This is a genomic window from Rhizobium sp. R339 (genome assembly GCF_002211395.1).
Taxonomy (GTDB): domain Bacteria; phylum Pseudomonadota; class Alphaproteobacteria; order Rhizobiales; family Rhizobiaceae; genus Rhizobium.
Genome location: NZ_LOKV01000009.1, coordinates 57,749 through 73,433, shown reverse-complemented (window position 1 = coordinate 73,433; position 15,685 = coordinate 57,749). Strand labels below are relative to the sequence as shown.

Annotated in this window: 13 protein-coding genes; 3 read left to right on the top strand and 10 right to left on the bottom strand. The window is 62.2% G+C overall.

Annotated elements, in window-relative coordinates; translation table 11 throughout:
• The first annotated feature begins 257 nt into the window (after positions 1-257).
• Both ATY76_RS12695 and ATY76_RS12690 read left to right on the top strand, forming a co-directional pair.
• Positions 258-974, top strand: coding sequence for a GntR family transcriptional regulator (locus tag ATY76_RS12695; RefSeq protein WP_088675108.1), 717 nt, complete (start codon positions 258-260; stop codon positions 972-974).
• Between the two features lie 115 nt (positions 975-1,089).
• The gene (locus ATY76_RS12690) at positions 1,090-1,479 is read left to right on the top strand and encodes a Rid family hydrolase (RefSeq protein ID WP_088675107.1); all 390 of its coding nucleotides are present in this window, start codon (positions 1,090-1,092) and stop codon (positions 1,477-1,479) included.
• A 9-nt stretch (positions 1,480-1,488) separates the two neighbouring features.
• Here the strand turns inward: ATY76_RS12690 and ATY76_RS12685 are convergent, their stop codons facing one another.
• From ATY76_RS12685 to ATY76_RS12660, 6 genes are all read right to left on the bottom strand, one after another.
• Positions 1,489-2,070, bottom strand: a complete 582-nt coding sequence (locus ATY76_RS12685; protein WP_088675106.1) for an NAD(P)H-dependent oxidoreductase — start codon at positions 2,068-2,070, stop codon at positions 1,489-1,491.
• Entirely contained in the window at positions 2,067-3,476 is a 1,410-nt protein-coding gene (locus ATY76_RS12680) for an FAD-binding oxidoreductase (RefSeq protein WP_088675105.1), read from the bottom strand. The genes ATY76_RS12685 and ATY76_RS12680 overlap by 4 nt, the downstream gene beginning before the upstream one ends.
• A 1-nt stretch (position 3,477) precedes the next feature.
• Positions 3,478-4,791 (bottom strand): cytosine deaminase, encoded by a 1,314-nt coding sequence (locus ATY76_RS12675; RefSeq protein ID WP_088675104.1) that lies wholly within the window; start codon positions 4,789-4,791, stop codon positions 3,478-3,480.
• Positions 4,791-5,627: an ABC transporter permease gene (locus ATY76_RS12670; RefSeq protein WP_086156363.1), complete on the bottom strand. Its 837-nt coding sequence runs from the start codon at positions 5,625-5,627 to the stop codon at positions 4,791-4,793. Before ATY76_RS12670 ends, ATY76_RS12675 begins: the two co-directional genes overlap by 1 nt.
• Complete coding sequence (locus ATY76_RS12665) at positions 5,627-6,451, bottom strand: ABC transporter ATP-binding protein (RefSeq protein ID WP_088675103.1); 825 nt, start codon at positions 6,449-6,451, stop codon at positions 5,627-5,629. The genes ATY76_RS12670 and ATY76_RS12665 overlap by 1 nt, the downstream gene beginning before the upstream one ends.
• Positions 6,452-6,523: 72 nt before the next feature.
• Positions 6,524-7,474, bottom strand: a complete 951-nt coding sequence (locus ATY76_RS12660; protein ID WP_245309846.1) for an ABC transporter substrate-binding protein — start codon at positions 7,472-7,474, stop codon at positions 6,524-6,526.
• 247 nt (positions 7,475-7,721) lie between these two features.
• Here ATY76_RS12660 and ATY76_RS12655 point away from each other — a divergent pair, with 247 nt between their 5' ends.
• Positions 7,722-8,672: a LysR family transcriptional regulator gene (locus tag ATY76_RS12655; RefSeq protein WP_088675101.1), complete on the top strand. Its 951-nt coding sequence runs from the start codon at positions 7,722-7,724 to the stop codon at positions 8,670-8,672.
• A 19-nt stretch (positions 8,673-8,691) separates the two neighbouring features.
• On the opposite strand, the gene ATY76_RS12650 is transcribed toward ATY76_RS12655, so the two are convergent.
• The 4 genes from ATY76_RS12650 to ATY76_RS12635 all read right to left on the bottom strand — a co-directional run bounded on the left by ATY76_RS12650 (position 8,692) and on the right by ATY76_RS12635 (position 15,678).
• On the bottom strand, positions 8,692-9,489 hold the full coding sequence (locus ATY76_RS12650) for a creatininase family protein (protein WP_088675100.1): 798 nt from the start codon (positions 9,487-9,489) through the stop codon (positions 8,692-8,694).
• 185 nt (positions 9,490-9,674) lie between these two features.
• Positions 9,675-11,486 carry an allophanate hydrolase gene (atzF, locus tag ATY76_RS12645; RefSeq protein ID WP_088675099.1) on the bottom strand — a complete coding sequence of 604 codons (1,812 nt, stop codon included), beginning with the start codon at positions 11,484-11,486 and terminating at the stop codon, positions 9,675-9,677.
• Positions 11,486-15,025 carry an urea carboxylase gene (uca, locus tag ATY76_RS12640; RefSeq protein WP_088675098.1) on the bottom strand — a complete coding sequence of 1,180 codons (3,540 nt, stop codon included), beginning with the start codon at positions 15,023-15,025 and terminating at the stop codon, positions 11,486-11,488. Before uca ends, atzF begins: the two co-directional genes overlap by 1 nt.
• A gap of 2 nt (positions 15,026-15,027) precedes the next feature.
• The gene (locus ATY76_RS12635) at positions 15,028-15,678 is read right to left on the bottom strand and encodes an urea amidolyase associated protein UAAP2 (RefSeq protein ID WP_038691053.1); all 651 of its coding nucleotides are present in this window, start codon (positions 15,676-15,678) and stop codon (positions 15,028-15,030) included.
• Positions 15,679-15,685 lie beyond the last annotated feature (7 nt).

Sequence of the window (15,685 nt, the reverse complement as noted above, 5' to 3'; positions counted from 1 at the left end):
GCAACTGATGTGCCAGATATTAAGGGATTGATTTTGCGACGGTAATTTCAAAGCGGTTCGACGGGTGTCATAAGTGTATGCAATTTCACCGATTCAAAGTATAAAATTTATGCAAAGCCTATAAAGTTGGCTGAAATTCCACGTTATAAAGAAAGTGAGCTTGTTTCCAGCCGCGGATTAATTCATTTTTCCACATGAAAACAATGTATTGTTTCCGTATTTGACTTTGTTTCGCGGACAATGCATGTGTATGCAGCATGACGAAGGACCAGAGTGACCCATCGAAGCAGATCCGGCACCGGGAGATCATCCGGGCAGGAACGACTGTCGAGCAGATGGTGCGGGCAATCGCCGACATGATCGTGACCGGGCAGATGCTGCCGGGCGACAAGCTCGACGAAATTTCGCTGGCAGCCCGTTTCGAAGTGTCGCGCACCCCGGTCCGTGAGGCGCTCCGGGAGCTCGGAGCGATGAGGCTTGTCGAACGCGAGCCGAACCGCAGCGCCGTCGTCACCAATGTGACGGAAACCTATCTGCATTCGATGTTCGAGGCGATGGCGGAGCTCGAGGCCATTTGCGCGCGGCTTTCCGCCGAGCGGATGACGATCGAAGAACGGCGCCTGTTGGAAATCGAGCACCGCGCCTCGGCCCGGCTCGTGCGCCAGGGCGCCGACGAAGAATATGCTGCCTATAACACCGAATTTCACAGCCGGCTTTATCGCGGCTCGCACAACGAGCACATTTATGAGCTGGTAACGCAGAGCAGGGCCCGGCTTGCGCCCTTTCGTCGAGCGCAGTTCCGGCTGTCCGGCCGGCTGGCGAAATCCTATGACGAGCATGACGTGATCGTGACCGCGATCATGCGGGCGGATGGCGCGGCCGCCGCGCGCGCCGCCTATGCGCATGTGGAAATCGTCAGCGATGCCAGCGCCGTCTTTGCGGCCGCTGCCGAGCGGAAAGAGCGCGGCGTTTGACGTCGGAGAGGGGTGCCCAGGAGTAGGCGGAAACCGCCCTTTGCATCCTTTCCTGTCCTTGTTATTCAACTAGATGGGAACGATGCTTAGTGTTCCGCTTCAGCAGGAAGTGCCGATGAAGAAGATTTTCAATCCGCCGTCCGTCCGCCGTCCATTTGGAAATTACAATCACGGGCTGCTGGTGCCGCCAGGGGCTTCGCTGCTCGTCGTTTCAGGCCAGCTCGGCATCGGTCTCGACGAAAAGGTGCCGGAAGATATCGGCAAACAGGCGGAGCTTTGTTTCGAAGCGATCAAGGCCATTCTCGCCGATGCGGACATGAGTTTTGCGGATGTCATCCGCATTTCGGCATTCGTGACGAAGCGTGAGGATTTTCCGGCCTATATGGCGGTGCGCGATCGCTATACGCTCGATCCGAAGCCGGTCTCGACGTTGATCATCGTCGGCGGGTTCACCCGACCGGAATTCCTCGTCGAAGTCGAGGTCACCGCCGCCAAAATATTGTGATGACGCGTGTCAGAACCGTTCCATCGCCATCTGCACCTTTTCCAGAAACCGCGCCCGTGTTTCAGGCGTGCAATTGTTCATGTCGTAATGAGCAAGGAAGGTGACCGGCCGAAGCGGATTGATCTGCGCCCTCAGCACGCGCTTGACGATCCTCTTCGGCGGGTTGCCGGCCACGAAGGCGCGGAATGGGGTTGCGCCGTAGGTCAGCACGGCGGCGAGCTTGGTGATATGGCGCAACCGCGATTCCACCTTGCCGTCGACGAGTTCGAAAGAGACGCCCGGGAGCCAGACACGATCGAAATAGCCCTTGAGGATTGCCGGGAAACCGAAATTCCAGACAGGCGTCACCAGCACCAGTCCTTCGGCCTGTTTCAGCCGATCGACATAGGGCTTCACCAGTGCGGTATTGCCGGGGTAGTCGTGATAGGCGAGCCGGTCGTTGCGTGACAGCACGGGATCGAATTTCTCGGCATAGAGATCGCAGGCATCCACCTCGTGACCGGCTTTGCGAAGGCTTTCCAGCGTCTGTTTGTAAAGCGCCTTACCGTAGCTTTCCTCGACCGGATGCGAGTGAAGGACGAGAACTCTCATGAGGCCCCCATGACGCTCGCAAGCCCTGGGAAGAGATAGTTCTTGCCGGCATCGAAATCGAAATCGGGGTTCTCCCAGGCGATCATCTTGCCGGGATTGAGGAGCCCCCTCGGGTCGGTCTCGTGCTTGAAGGCGAGTTGCACCTTGTCGGTGCGTTTCATGCCGCCTTCCTCGAGCGTGTATCGGTGCGGATTGAAGATCGGGCAGCCGTGATCCTGATGGATCCTGATGATCTCCTCGAGGCGTTCCTCCGAGGTATAGCGCACCAACGGCAGGCCGGAGCACTGGATCTGCCCGTCGAACCTGATGAATTCGAGATGGCCCGGCACTTCGTCCCCGAAGATCTCGACCATCTTGGCGACCTTGGCCACGTGATCCGGCCCCGGATACTGAACCTGCAGATAGGTGAAGTTGGGATCGACCTTCAGGGCGCGCAGCGTCGTGTGGTTCCAGGCAAGCTCATAGGCATGCGGAATGCCCTTCATGGTTTCGACCGTATCGGATTGGAAGATGACCTCGCCCTTGTGCGCGGCGGCGAAGGCCAGGAACGCGTCCATTGAATGCGGCGCGATCATCAGCACCACCACCGACTGGCCCTTGCGAATATAGGGTTTGTGGCGGGTGAAATAATCATGCGGTATGGGTGCGGCGATCGGCGCGATCTCCTTGACGAGGATGCCGTTGCATTTGGCGAGCGCATCCGAGAAGCGTACGGCGGCCATGAAGTCGTCGTAACCGACGAGCACGTCGACCCAGTCATAGGCTGGCGCCAGCGGCATTTCGATCTCGGTGATGATGCCGTTGGTGCCATAGGCATGGCTGACCTTCTGCAGGTCCCAGCCGGTGAGGTCGAGCACGCGCGGTTCGGCTTCCATGGTGACGACGCGCAGGCGCAGAATATTGCCGAGATCGCGCAGGCCGCCCCAGGTGATCGAGCCGACCCCACCGGAGCCGCCGGCGATGAAACCGCCGACGGTCGCCGTCTGCGCCGTCGACGGATGGAAGCGCAGCTCCTGGCCGGAATGGGCCTTGGTCTGCCTGTCAAGCTGGGCAATCACGATGCCAGGTTCGCAGATCACCCGGCCGGGATGGATTTCCTTGACCTTGTCCATGCCGGCAAGGTTCAGGACGATGCCGCCGGAAAGCGGCATGGCCTGGCCGTAATTGCCGGTGCCGGCGCCGCGCGGCGTTACCGGCACGCCATGGGCGAAAGCCACTTTCAGCGTGCGGATGACCTCTTCCTCGGTCTTCGGGGTAACCACGAGGTCGGCCGTCACATTGTCGAGCTGCGCCTTCAGGATCGGCGAATACCAGTAGAAGTCACGGCTCTTCTGGCGCACCAGCGCCGGATTGTCCTCGACGGCGATGCCTTCGAGTTCCTTCTTGATCGTCTGATAATCCGGCATGTCAGGCTCCAACGACGCTGTCGAGTTCACGATAGTCCGGCAGGCTGCGGTCGATCACCTTGCCGCGGCGAAGGACGACGCGGTCTGACTGCGGACGGGAAAGAAATTCGCTCCAGCGCCTGGCGCTGAAGAGCACGAGATCGGCCGGGGCTCCGACGGCGATGCGGCCCATATCGGCGCGGCCGAGAATATCGGCGGGCGAAGTGGTGACGATGCGCGCGGCCGTATCCAATGGGTGATCGAGATGCAGGATGCGCACCGCCTCGCGGAATACCTCCACCGGGTCCAGATCGCCGTAGGCGTAGAAGGGGTCGCGGGTATTGTCGGAGGCGACCGCCGTTGCCACACCGGCCGCGGCCAGTTCCTTGAAGAGAGTAATGCCGCGCCAGCGCGGTGTCCGGCCGGGGTAGCGGTCCTGCAGATACATGTTGCACATCGGCAGCGAGACGATGGAAATGCCGGCCTTTGCAACGAGCTCGACCGTGCGCTTTGCGGCCTCCTCGTCCTGGCGGGCGAGCGAGCAGCAATGGCCGGCCGTTAACTGGCCTTCGAACCGGTTGCGCAGCACGGCCTCGGCAATCGCCTTCAAGGTCTCGGCAGCGGGATCGTCGGTCTCGTCGACGTGGAGGTCGACATCGAGGCCGTTGTCGGCGGCAGTTCTGAAAAGCACGTCGAGCTGGCTGTCGAGATCGGCGGTCATCCGGCTGACGCCGCCGATCAGTCCGCCTTTTTCGCGTACGACAGCAACCAGGTCGGCGAAAAAGGCCGCATCCGCCATATTTTCCATCGGGAAGAGCGCTACAGCCTGCAGCGCGATCCGGTCCTTCCATGCCTCGCGCATCTCGGCAAAAACCTCGAAGGAAATGCGGTGCTGCGGCGCCAGCGAGTCGAGATGCGTGCGGATCAGGCTGGTGCCGTGCGCATAGGCCGAGCGCAGCGAAAATTCCATGCGTTTCCAGACATCCGCCGCTGACCAGTTCGCTTCGCGGTCCGTGCGCACGGCCTCCAGCGCGCCCATGAAAGTGCCGTCCGCATTGGCGTTGCGCGGCCAGATATGCCCCTTGTCGAGGTGCGTGTGCATGTCGGCGAAACACGGCCAGACCATGCCCTCCTTCAGGTCGGATCTCGCGAATTCCGCCGGCGTTTCGCCCGCCGGCAGCAGTGCGGAGATGACGCCATTGGTGATGACGATATCGGCCTTGATCAGACCTTCGACGGCAGGCGCGTCAAATCCGACGGTGGCGGCGGCGGGAAGCGTCGCGTTGCACAGTGCGAAGCGGCCGGCATTGGGCGGAGAGATGAAGGGATAGGTCATCAGTTTTCCCGTTTCAGGCTGCTCTCGTGCCAGCGGTGCAGGGCAAGCCAGGAAATGAACGAGGTGAGGGCAAAGATCGCGACGCCGAGAAGCGAAAGCATCAGCAGCGCGGCGAAGAGGCGGGGGATGTTGAGCCGGTACTGAGCTTCGAGAAGCCGGAAGGCGAGCCCGGAACCCGCACCCGCCGATCCTGCCGCAAATTCCGCGACGACGGCGGCAATCAGCGCCAGGCCGCCGCCGATCCTAAGGCCTGTCATGAAATAGGGCTGGGCGGCGGGCAGCTTGAGATAGAGCAGTGTCTGCCAGCGGGAGGCGCCGTAGAGTTCGAAGAGATTGATGAGATTGTGGTCGACGCTTTTCAGCCCCTGGACCATGTTCGACAGGATCGGAAAGAAGGCGACGAGGAAGGCGCAGATCAAAAGCGCCACCTGCGTCGAGGGCGCATAGATCAGGATCAGCGGCGAGATCGCGACGATCGGCGTCACCTGCAGAATGACCGCGAGCGGATAGAAGGCGAGTTCGATCCAGCGCGATTGCACGAGGAAGATCGCAAAGCCGACGCCGCCGACAAGTGCCAGCATCAGCGACAGGAAGGTGATTTTGGTGGTGACCCAGAAGGCGGGCGCAAGCGTGGCCCAGTCGGTCACGAAGGCGTTCGCGACAGCCGCTGGCCCCGGCAGGATATAAGGCGGCACGTCTGACAGTTTCACATAGGCGTACCAGATCAGAAGGAGGAGAGCGATGACGAGCAATGGAACGGCGATCCGCAAGGCGAGATCGCGGCGCCTGGCGCTCGCGGCATCCGGATGGGGCGATGCGCCGGTCTCGTCGCTCATCAATGATCTCCAGCCGAATTGATTGCGCCGATGAGCGAATGGGAGACCGTCTCGCAGGCCTTCCTGTATTCTTCGGAACTGCGGTAATAGGCATCGCGCTCCAGGCTGGTCGTTAGCGGGACGTCTGCGTGCACCCGGCCGGGCCTTGCCTTCATCACGACGATGCGGTTCGAGAGATAGGCCGACTCGAAGACGGAATGGGTGACGAAGATGACGGTGATGCCGGTCGTCTTCCAGAGCCGCAGCACGTCGTCGTTGAGCTTCTGACGGGTGATTTCGTCGAGTGCGGCGAAGGGCTCGTCCATCAGCAGAAGTTTCGGTTTCGTCACCAGCGCGCGGGCGATCGAGACCCGCATCCTCATGCCGCCGGAAAGTTCGCGCGGATAGGCCTTGGCGAAATCCTGCAGACCGACCGTGGTCAGTACATCCATGATCCGCTTGGAGGCTGCCGCTTTCGAAACACGCCTCAGCCTCAGCGGCAGGTGGACATTGTCGAATACGTTCTTCCAGGGCATCAGCGTTGGCTCCTGGAAGACGAAGCCGATATCGCCCTCCGGCAGGCCTTTCGAATTGATGCGCGAACTCGGCCAGTCGATCGCCCCCGATGTCGCGTCGCCGAGGCCGGCGATGATGCGCAGCGCCGTCGACTTGCCGCAGCCGGAAGGGCCGAGGAGGCTGACGAATTCGCCGCTTTCGACGGTGAGTGACATGTCCGAAAGTGCGACGGTTCCGCTGGAAAAGACCTTCGAAACCGAGCGCATGACGACCAGTGGCCGCTTGCGCGTCTCTTGCGGGAATACGGCCTGGGCTTCTGCTAACGGCATTGCCTGTCTCGTTCATGCGGGAAGTTGCAATCCGCCGCGACCCGCGGCGGATCATTGGGGGGTGCGGCCAGCCTACTTCTTCATCGCAATGCCGGTGCTCTTGCAGACGAATTTCGTCGTAAACGCCTTGGTGTAATCCGTCTCCGGCTTGAAGACCTTGATCGCGACCATCTCTTCGAAGAACGCCTTGTAATGGGCATCGGTGATGCAGCCGATGCCCTTGTCCAGGCTGTCGCCGGACTCGATGATGCCGTATTCCTTCATCTTGGCGATCGAATAGGCGATCTGACCATCCGTCATTTCAGGATTATCCTTCTTGATCAGTTCGTTCGCCTTGCGGTTGTCGCCGTAGAGATAGTTGTACCAGCCCTCGATGGAGGCATCGACGAAGCGCTGAACCACATCCGGCTTACTGTCGATCATCGTTTGCGTCGTGGTGATCATCGTCGAATAGGGAGAGTAGCCGTTGTCGGCGAGCAGGAAGACCTTAGGTTCGAAGCCGGCCTGCTTCTCAATCTCATAGGGCTCCGAGGTGAGGTAGCCTTGCTGCGCGGACTCCTTGTCCGCGAGGAACGGAGCCGGGCTGAAATTGTAGGGCTTGTATTGCTCGTCCTTGAAGCCTTTGAAATTCGCCTTCATCCATTCGAAATAGGTGAGGTAGCCGTCCTTGCCGAGAAACAGCGTCTTCAGCTTCGCGAGGTCTTCGAATTTCTCGATGCCGGCGTCCGGGTGGGCGATCAGCACCTGCGGATCCTTCTGGAAGATCGCCGCGACATCGACGAGCGGAATGCCCTGTTCGACGGCCGAGATTTCGCCCTGCGGGCCGCCCATGTAGAAGTCGATCTTGCCGGAGATCAAAAGCGCGCTGTTTGCCGCGTTCGGGCCGCCCTGCACGATGGTCACGTCGAGGCCGTGTTTGGCATAGGTGCCATCGGCGACCGCCTGGTAAAACCCACCGTGTTCGGCCTGGGCTAGCCAGTTCGTGCCGTAACTCACCTTGTCGGCCGCATGGGCGGAGGCCATGGCGGCAAGCGCGCCGCCAAGACCGGCAAGTGCGGAAAGGCCCCAGTTCTTCAGTGCATCGGCCATGATCTGCGTTCCCCTTCTGAGCGCGGAACGCCCATCGCGACGTTCCATTTTCCTCATAGGAGCGGTTGCGTTGCTCTTTGAAAAGCATCAAATTTCGTGCGCAATGATGCCTTTTCGGCATCTCAGCGAAAGCCTGTGCCTAATTTGTGCGTCTGCTTTATTTTTATGCAACGAGGTTGCGATGCTGCATTCCAGAAAGCTTATCTACATCAATGAGATCGCCCGCACCGGCTCGATCCGCAAGGCGGCGGCGCGGCTGAACGTGGCGTCGTCGGCGATCAACCGGCAAATTCTTGCGCTGGAGGAGGAGATGGGCGCGCCGCTCTTCGAGCGCCTGCCGCGCGGTCTGCGGCTGACGGCCGCCGGCGAACTTTGCATCGAACATATTCGCGAGGTGCTGAAGAATTACGAGCGGCTGGAGGGGCGCATCCGCAGCCTGAAGATGCAGCAGGCCGGCAAGGTCCGCATCGTCACCACGGTTGGCCTGGCGGCAGGTCCGCTGCCCGACATCATTGCCCGGTTCCAGTCGGAGCATCCGCGTGTCTTCATGCAGTTGCGCAACGACGCCGGTACGATGACCTTCAACCCGGTGATCTCAGGCGAGGTGGATATCGGCCTTGGCTTCAATATTCCGGCAACGCCCGGCATCCGGACGCTTGGCAATTTCGACATTCCGATCGGTGTGGTTTTGCCCCCCGGTCACCACCTGATCGGGTCCGGCCCGATCAACCTGGCGGATATCGTCCAGGAGCGCCTGGTGCTGGCGCAGCAAGGCACCAGCCTGCGCGATGTGATCAATCTGGCGCTCGCGCGCCTCGACGTGCATGTCGAGCCGGTGCTCGAAACCAATGCCTCGGAGATGCTGAAGAAGCTGGTCAAGTCGGGAGCGGGGCTGACGATCCTCAATCCGCTCGACGTCATCACCGAATGCCGCCAGGGCGAGCTGGTCTTCCGGCCAATCGCGGAGCCGCATGCCCGCCACCAGCCGATGAAGCTTTTTGCCCGCGCCCGCGCGCCGCTCGATTCCGCGACCAGTCTCTTCGTCGAATATCTCCTGGCTGAACTGGCCGGTCTGGTGGAGGAATTGCAGGCCAAAGGCCACATCGCGGCGGAAAAACCCGCAGCGATGTGAGCGGTGCCGCGGCGCAGACCTATCTCGAATAGAGATTGGAAAGCGGGTAGCGCTTCAGGTCATGGAGCAGTTCGATGAACCCTTTGACCTGGTGGCGGCAGATCGCTTCGCCCTTCTCGGCGGTGCCGAGCGACGCGTCGCCGACGACGCCGTTGGGATTGAGGTCGTGGGCGATCCAGGCGAGCGAATGCGGCGGCAGCGGCTGGATGTATTTCGATTGCCCGCGCATCCACTCCGCCTTCGAGGTGAAGTTCTCCGCCCTGTCCATCCGCACCAGGTCCGGCCGGAAATGGAGCATGAGCGAAGTTTCCACCTCGCCGCCGTGGATGCCGTATTTCAGCTCTTGTTCGCCGATCATCCCCTCCGGGTGTCCAAAGCGGCCCCATTGCGTGGAGACGACGGCCATCTGGTGACGCACGCGCAGTTCGCGCGCGACGATGCTCATGATATCGACGTTGCCGCCATGAGAATTGACGATCACCAGCTTGCGGATGCCGGCTTCGGCCACCTTGGCGCCAATCGCCGTCCAGACCGGAATCAAGAGTTCTGCGCTGAGCGACAGCGTTCCCGGCCCATAAACGTGTTCATTCGCCTTTCCGATCTCCTGCGTCGGCAGAACAAGGAAATCGAGATCGGCGGGCTTCTGCTTTCGAAGCTCAGCCAGCATGCCGTTGGCAATTGCAACATCGGTCGCGATCGGCAGGTGCGGACCGTGCTGTTCCGTAGAGGCGATCGGAAGGATGGCAATGGTCGTGTCGGGCGAAAGGCCGGCGAAATCGCCGGTATTGAGTTCGTTCCAGTAGAATGGCATCGCCATCGCCGCACCTCTCGTTGCTTTCAAGCAGTGAGTAGGGAAAATTATTGCGCGCGAAAAGCATCAATTTGCGGCCGGACCGATGCCTTTTTGAGGCTTGTTCGCCGAGATCGCGCAGGTCCTGGCAATGAGACCCCTCAGAAGAAGCTGTGCTGCCTTCGATAGAAATCCTCGCATCCTCTCCCCCTTCACGCCACCGGACTGATTGAGCGAACATAGTTGCGCCAGCCGCCGAATTCGGTGATCTCCCGGCCGCCCGTGACCGCATGCGCCTCGCACAGGAATCCCGTGATGCAACTCGCGTCGTCGAGCGTGATCTTGCCGACGCCGAGCGGCGCTGGAATGTTCTGGACAAAACGGGCGAATGCGGCCGGTGGCAGCGCCCAGATCTCGATCTCCACGCCATCGCCGGCAAAGGCCGGATCGCGCACCAGCCCGGGCTTGGGCGGGATCGTGCCGGGGAGGGCAAAGAGGCGGTAGCTGCCATCCGTTCGTCCCGTTCTCAACCTGTATCCGCCCGTTCGCGTCAGTTCGTGGTTCAGCGGCATGTCAGTCAGATGGGCACCGACGACGACGATCGGGACGAAGTCGTCGGCCGGCGGTGAAACGCGGCTTTCCTCTGGCAGCGCGATGTTGCGGTCCCTACCCATTCCCGCTTCCGCCGTGCGGTGCAGGGCGTCGGCAAAGGGCGCCAGCGCATCATCGGTGAAGGCGGGTCCCACCAGCATCACGCCTGCAGGCAGATGACGGTCTGCGTCAAAGCCGGCGGGAATGGCGATCGCCGCGCAATCGAGCAAGTTCGCAAAATTGGTATAGCGGCCGAAATGGCTGTTCTTGACGATCGGGTCCGCCTGCATTTCTTCGACGCTGTAGGTGGTGGGGGATGTCGGCAGCATCAGGAAATCCACCTTCTCCCATTCGGCCCTTGTTTTCTGCCGCAATGCTTCCAGCCTGTAGCGGCCCTCAAAGGCGTCGACGGCATCGTAGGCCTTTGCCCCTTCGATGATTACTCGCACCGTCGGGTCGAAGTCGCCGTCATTCGTTGCCAGGAATTCCTTGACCGCCGCCAGCCGCTCGGCGACCCAGGGGCCATTGTAGAGCAGCTCGGCCGCCTGCCGGAAAGGCGCGTAGTCGAAGGACACGATCACCGCACCCAGCGACCGCGCCCTTTCGATTGCCGCGTCATAGAGCGCCTCCACCTGCCTGTTGCCGTAAAATTCCCGTTCAGCACCATCGAGGACACCGATGCGCGGGCGCGTCGACGGCAGGCTCGCCCGTGTGGCTTGCCGTGAAAACGGATCCCGGGCGTCATAGCCTTCCATGATCCCGCGGATGGCGATGCCGTCGCCGACCGTCGCGGCGAAGACGGTGACGACATCGACGCTGCGGCAGGCCGGCACCACGCCGACATTGGGCACCAGCCCCGGCGTCGGCTTGATGCCGACGAGGTTGTTGAAAGCGGCCGGCACGCGGCCGGAACCGGCCGTGTCGGTTCCGAGCGAGAAGCTTGCCAGACCGGCCGCCACGGCGACGGCCGAACCAGAGCTGGAGCCGCCGGAGACATAGTTGCGATCGAAAACCGAACGCGGCGCGCCGTGCGGCGAGCGCGTGCCGTTCAGCCCCGTTGCGAACTGGTCGAGATTGGTCTTGCCGATCACGAGGGCGCCGGCTGCCCGCAACCGTGCAACCGTTGTCGCATCCGCCTGCGGGTGATAGGCGAAGGCTGGGCAGGCAGCCGTCGTCGGCAGGCCGGCGACATCGATATTGTCCTTGACGGCGAAGGGAATGCCCCAGAGCGGCAGGCTGTTCGGTTCGGGCGCGCGGGCCACCAGCTCTCGGGCGGCGGCGCGTAATTCTTCCTCGGGCGTCATCGTGATGAAGATGGCCGGATCGTCGGACGCACTGCATCTTGCGATGACCTCTTCCACCAGCTCGAGCGGGGACAGGCCCGCCACATAGGCGGACCGCAGCGAGGCAAGATCAAGAATGGTGGGGAGCATTAGATTTCCTCCAGAATGACCAGCACATCGCCGGCTTTGACATTGCGACCGGGGCCGGCGCGCAGATCGCGGACGCGGCCGCCGGCATGTGCGGTGACGTTGATTTCCATCTTCATGGATTCGATGATGGCCAATGTGTCGCCGGCGGCCACCGGCTGCCCTTCTTCGACGAGGATCTTCCAGACGTTGCCCGGCACGGCGCTTTCGACACCGAAGCAACCCTGCGGTATCTCGCCGGTAAGGCTGGCGCCGGTGCTCTCATCGACGGTGAAGCTGTCGAGGCCGAGTTCCTTCCAGCGTTGCCGCTCCGTTTCGAATGCAGCCTGCTGCCTCGCTTTAAAGGCGCCTATGGCGGCGGCCTCGCGGGCAAGCCCGGTCTCATAGGCGCCATAGGAGAACTCGCTTTCATCTATCCTGACCGGATATCCTCCGCGCGGAAAGGCGGCGCGGGCTTCGGTCAGCTCTTCGTGGCTGACGGGGAAGAAGCGGACCTGATCGAAGAAGTCGAGCAGCCACGGCTTGTCCTTGGCAAACACCGGCGTCTGCCTCCATGTATTCCAGACCTGGATGGTACGCCCGAAAAGCTGATAACCGCCAGGGCCTTCCATGCCGTAGATGCACATGTAGGCCCCGCCGATGCCGACGGCATTTTCCGGCGTCCAGGTACGGGCCGGATTGTATTTTGTCGTCACCAGCCGATGGCGCGGATCGACCGGTGTCGCGACCGGTGCGCCGAGATAGACATCGCCGAGCCCAAGCACGAGATAGCTGGCGTCGAAGACGATATCGCGCACCGCCTGTTCATCCGGCAGACCGTTGATGCGGCGGATGAACTCGATGTTATCAGGGCACCAGGGCGCGTTTGGCCGCACGAGTTCCTGATATTTGCGCATGGCGAGCTCGGCATCCGCGTCATTCCAGGAAAGCGGCAGATGGACGATGCGGCTCGGTACCTTGACGTCTTGCGCGGCCGGCAGGCCCGCCTCGATCTCTGCCAGGAGGCCGAGCAGGCGCTTGCGGGTCAGTGTCGTGCCGTCATAGTGGATCTGCAGCGAGCGGATGCCGGGCGTGAGATCGATGATCCCGGGCAGCCGTGCCTGCGATACGGCTTGCATCAGCAGGTGCACCCTCAGCCGCAGAGCGATGTCGAGCGTCATCGGTCCATATTCGACGAGCAGATTGTCGTCGCCCTGGCGGCGATAGACGACGGAGACCGGGCCGTCGTCGCGCTTGCCGATGATCGGCGAGCCCGCCTCCTCCCTTGCCCGATGCACGACTGGGCCGGCGACCGGATCTTCTGGCCGCACGGCGGGATGAAAGCGGATCCGGTCGCCAGGCTTGAACTGACCCATCTTCCATTGCTCGTCACGGGCAATCACCGCCGGGCAGACGAAGCCGCCGAGGCTCGGCCCGTCGGGCCCGAGGATGATCGGCATGTCGCCCGTGAAGTCGATTGCGCCGATGGCGTAGGCATTGTCATGCAGGTTGGAGGGATGAAGGCCAGCCTCGCCGCCGTCGCTACGCGCCCAATTCGGCGCGGGGCCGATGAGGCGCACCCCCGTGCGGGCGCTGTTGAAATGCACCTCGTAGCTCGTCGAAAACAGCGTTTCTATATCGCTGTCCTGAAAGAAATCCGGCGACCCATGCGGACCGTAGACAACGGCGACATCCCATTCCCGCGTCAGTTCAGCGGGCTCCGTCGCGGGCATCGGCGGCTCGGCCGCGGCCTTGCGGGCAAGATGCAGAACGTGGCCGGTCTTCAGCGTGCCGGTGGCGTTGCCGCCGAACTGGCCGAGGCCGAAGGTGGCGCGCGAGCCGAGGACGATCGAGGCGGCGAAACCGCCCGCGACGGCGAGGTATGCGCGCTGCCCCGGTCCATCGATGCTGCCGATCGAGAGGATCTGACCGGCGCGGATCATCACGGCCACGTCATGCGGCATTGTCTCGCCGTCGACGCTCATCGCCATTCTGGCGCCGGCAAGCGCGACCACCGTATCGGTGTGGAACTTCAGCACCGGGCCGGACACCGTCAGTTCCAGTGCTGCAACCGTGTCGCCATTGCCGACGAGGCGGTTGGCGTGGCGGAAGGAGCGCTCGTCCATAGGGCCGCTCGGCGGCACGCCGACATGCCAGAGGCCAAGCCGGCCCGGCAGTTCCTGAATGCTTGATTGGGCGCCGGGCGCGATCACCTCGATGACGTCAGGCACGAAGGAAAAATCGCGCAGCGCCGTCGTCGCCACCTTGCCGCCGGCGAGGAGTTCGGAGCCGGCAATGGCGCTGAGATAATCGAGATTGGTCTCGATGCCGGATATCGATGTTTCCGCAAGAGCCTTCTTCAGCTTTTCGATCGCCGTCGGGCGGTCTTCGGCGGAGACGATCACCTTGGCAAGCATCGGGTCGTAGAAGGGCGTCACCTCCGTGCCGGTTTCGATCCAGCCGTCGATGCGCGCGTCCTGGGGAAAGACGACCTCCGTCAGCAGCCCAGCGCTCGGGCGGAAGTCGGCATGCGGCATCTCGGCATAGACGCGCACTTCGATCGCTGCACCTTTCGGCCCTAGTGTTTTGGCGCCGGAGAGCACGTCTTCGCCCGCGGCCTGGCGGATCATCCACTCGACGAGGTCGATGCCGAACACGGCTTCCGTGACGGGATGCTCGACCTGAAGACGCGTGTTGACCTCAAGGAAATAGAATTCCTCGCGCAGCGGATCGTAGATGAATTCGATCGTGCCTGCCGATTCATAGGAAACCGAAGCGCCGAGATCGACGGCTGCCTTGTGCAGGCGGCCACGGGTTGCAGCTGAAAGACCGGGGGCAGGGGTCTCCTCGACCACTTTCTGGTTTCGCCGCTGCAGCGAGCAGTCCCGCTCGCCGAGCGCGATGACGTTGCCTCTGCCGTCGCCGAAGATCTGCACCTCGACATGCCGGGCCTCCGCCACGAAGCGTTCTATGTAGACGCGTGCGTCGCCGAAGCTTGCGCGCGCCGTGCGCTGCACGCTCTCGAACGAAGCCTTCAGGCTTTCCGGATCGGCGCAGAGCTGCATGCCGATGCCGCCGCCGCCGGCCGTACTTTTCAGCATCACCGGGTAGCCGATCGCTTCCGCTGCGGAAAGCGCTTCCTCGGCGCTCGACAACAGGCCCGTACCGGGCAGAAGCGGTACGCCGCTCGCCTTGGCGAGTTCGCGGGCCGTATGTTTCAAGCCGAAGGCCGATAGATGCTCCGGCCGAGGGCCGATGAAGGCGATGCCTTCGGCGGCAAGCAGCTCGGCAAAACCGATATTTTCGGAGAGAAAACCATAGCCGGGATGGACGGCTTCCGCTCCCGTCGACCTGCACGCGGCGATGACGGCATCGACATTCAGGTAACTTTCGCCGGCCGGCGGCGGGCCGAGACGGACGGCTTCGTCGGCCATCATCACCGCTTTGGCGAAACGGTCGGCATCGGAATAGACGGCGACCGAGGCAATGCCCATGCGCTGCAGCGTCTTGATGACCCGCACGGCGATTTCGCCGCGGTTCGCGATCAGGATTTTCTTGAACATGATCAGGCCTCGCCATCCCAGATCAGCACCCGGATCGGTGTCGGATCGAAGCCGTTGCACGGGTTGTTGACCTGCGGGCAATTGGAGATGACGCAGAGCACATCCATCTCGGCGACGAGTTCGACATAGTCGCCGGGCGCGGAAATACCGTCGACGATCGTCATCTCGCCGGTCGGCTGGATCGGCACGTTCATGAAGAAGTTGATGTTCGGCACGATATCGCGCTTACCCATGCCGTGTTTCGAAACTTCGAGCAGGAAGTTGTCGCGGCAGGCATGCAGGTATTTCGTGCCGTGGCCGAAGCGCACCGTATTGCTCTCGCAGGAGCAGGCGCCGGCCGAGGTATCGTGGCGGCCGCAGCTGTCGGCCGTCATGGTCAGCATGACATTGCCTTCGCTCGACATGATCTTCGTGCCGATGCCGACATAGGCGGCGCCCTGCATGCGCATCGTGTCCTGGTTGGAATAGCGCTCGGAGAAATCATCGGCGCGATAGAAAAGCGTGTCGATCGCCTGTTGGCCGTAGCTATCCTCGATACGGATGATCTGGCCCTTGCGCACGATGCCGGACCACGGCGCTTCGGCTGCGATGAAGTGATCCTGCGCGGCATTTTCCACGGCGCGGGCAGGGGAGGTCTGGATGAAATCGGACATCGTCTTC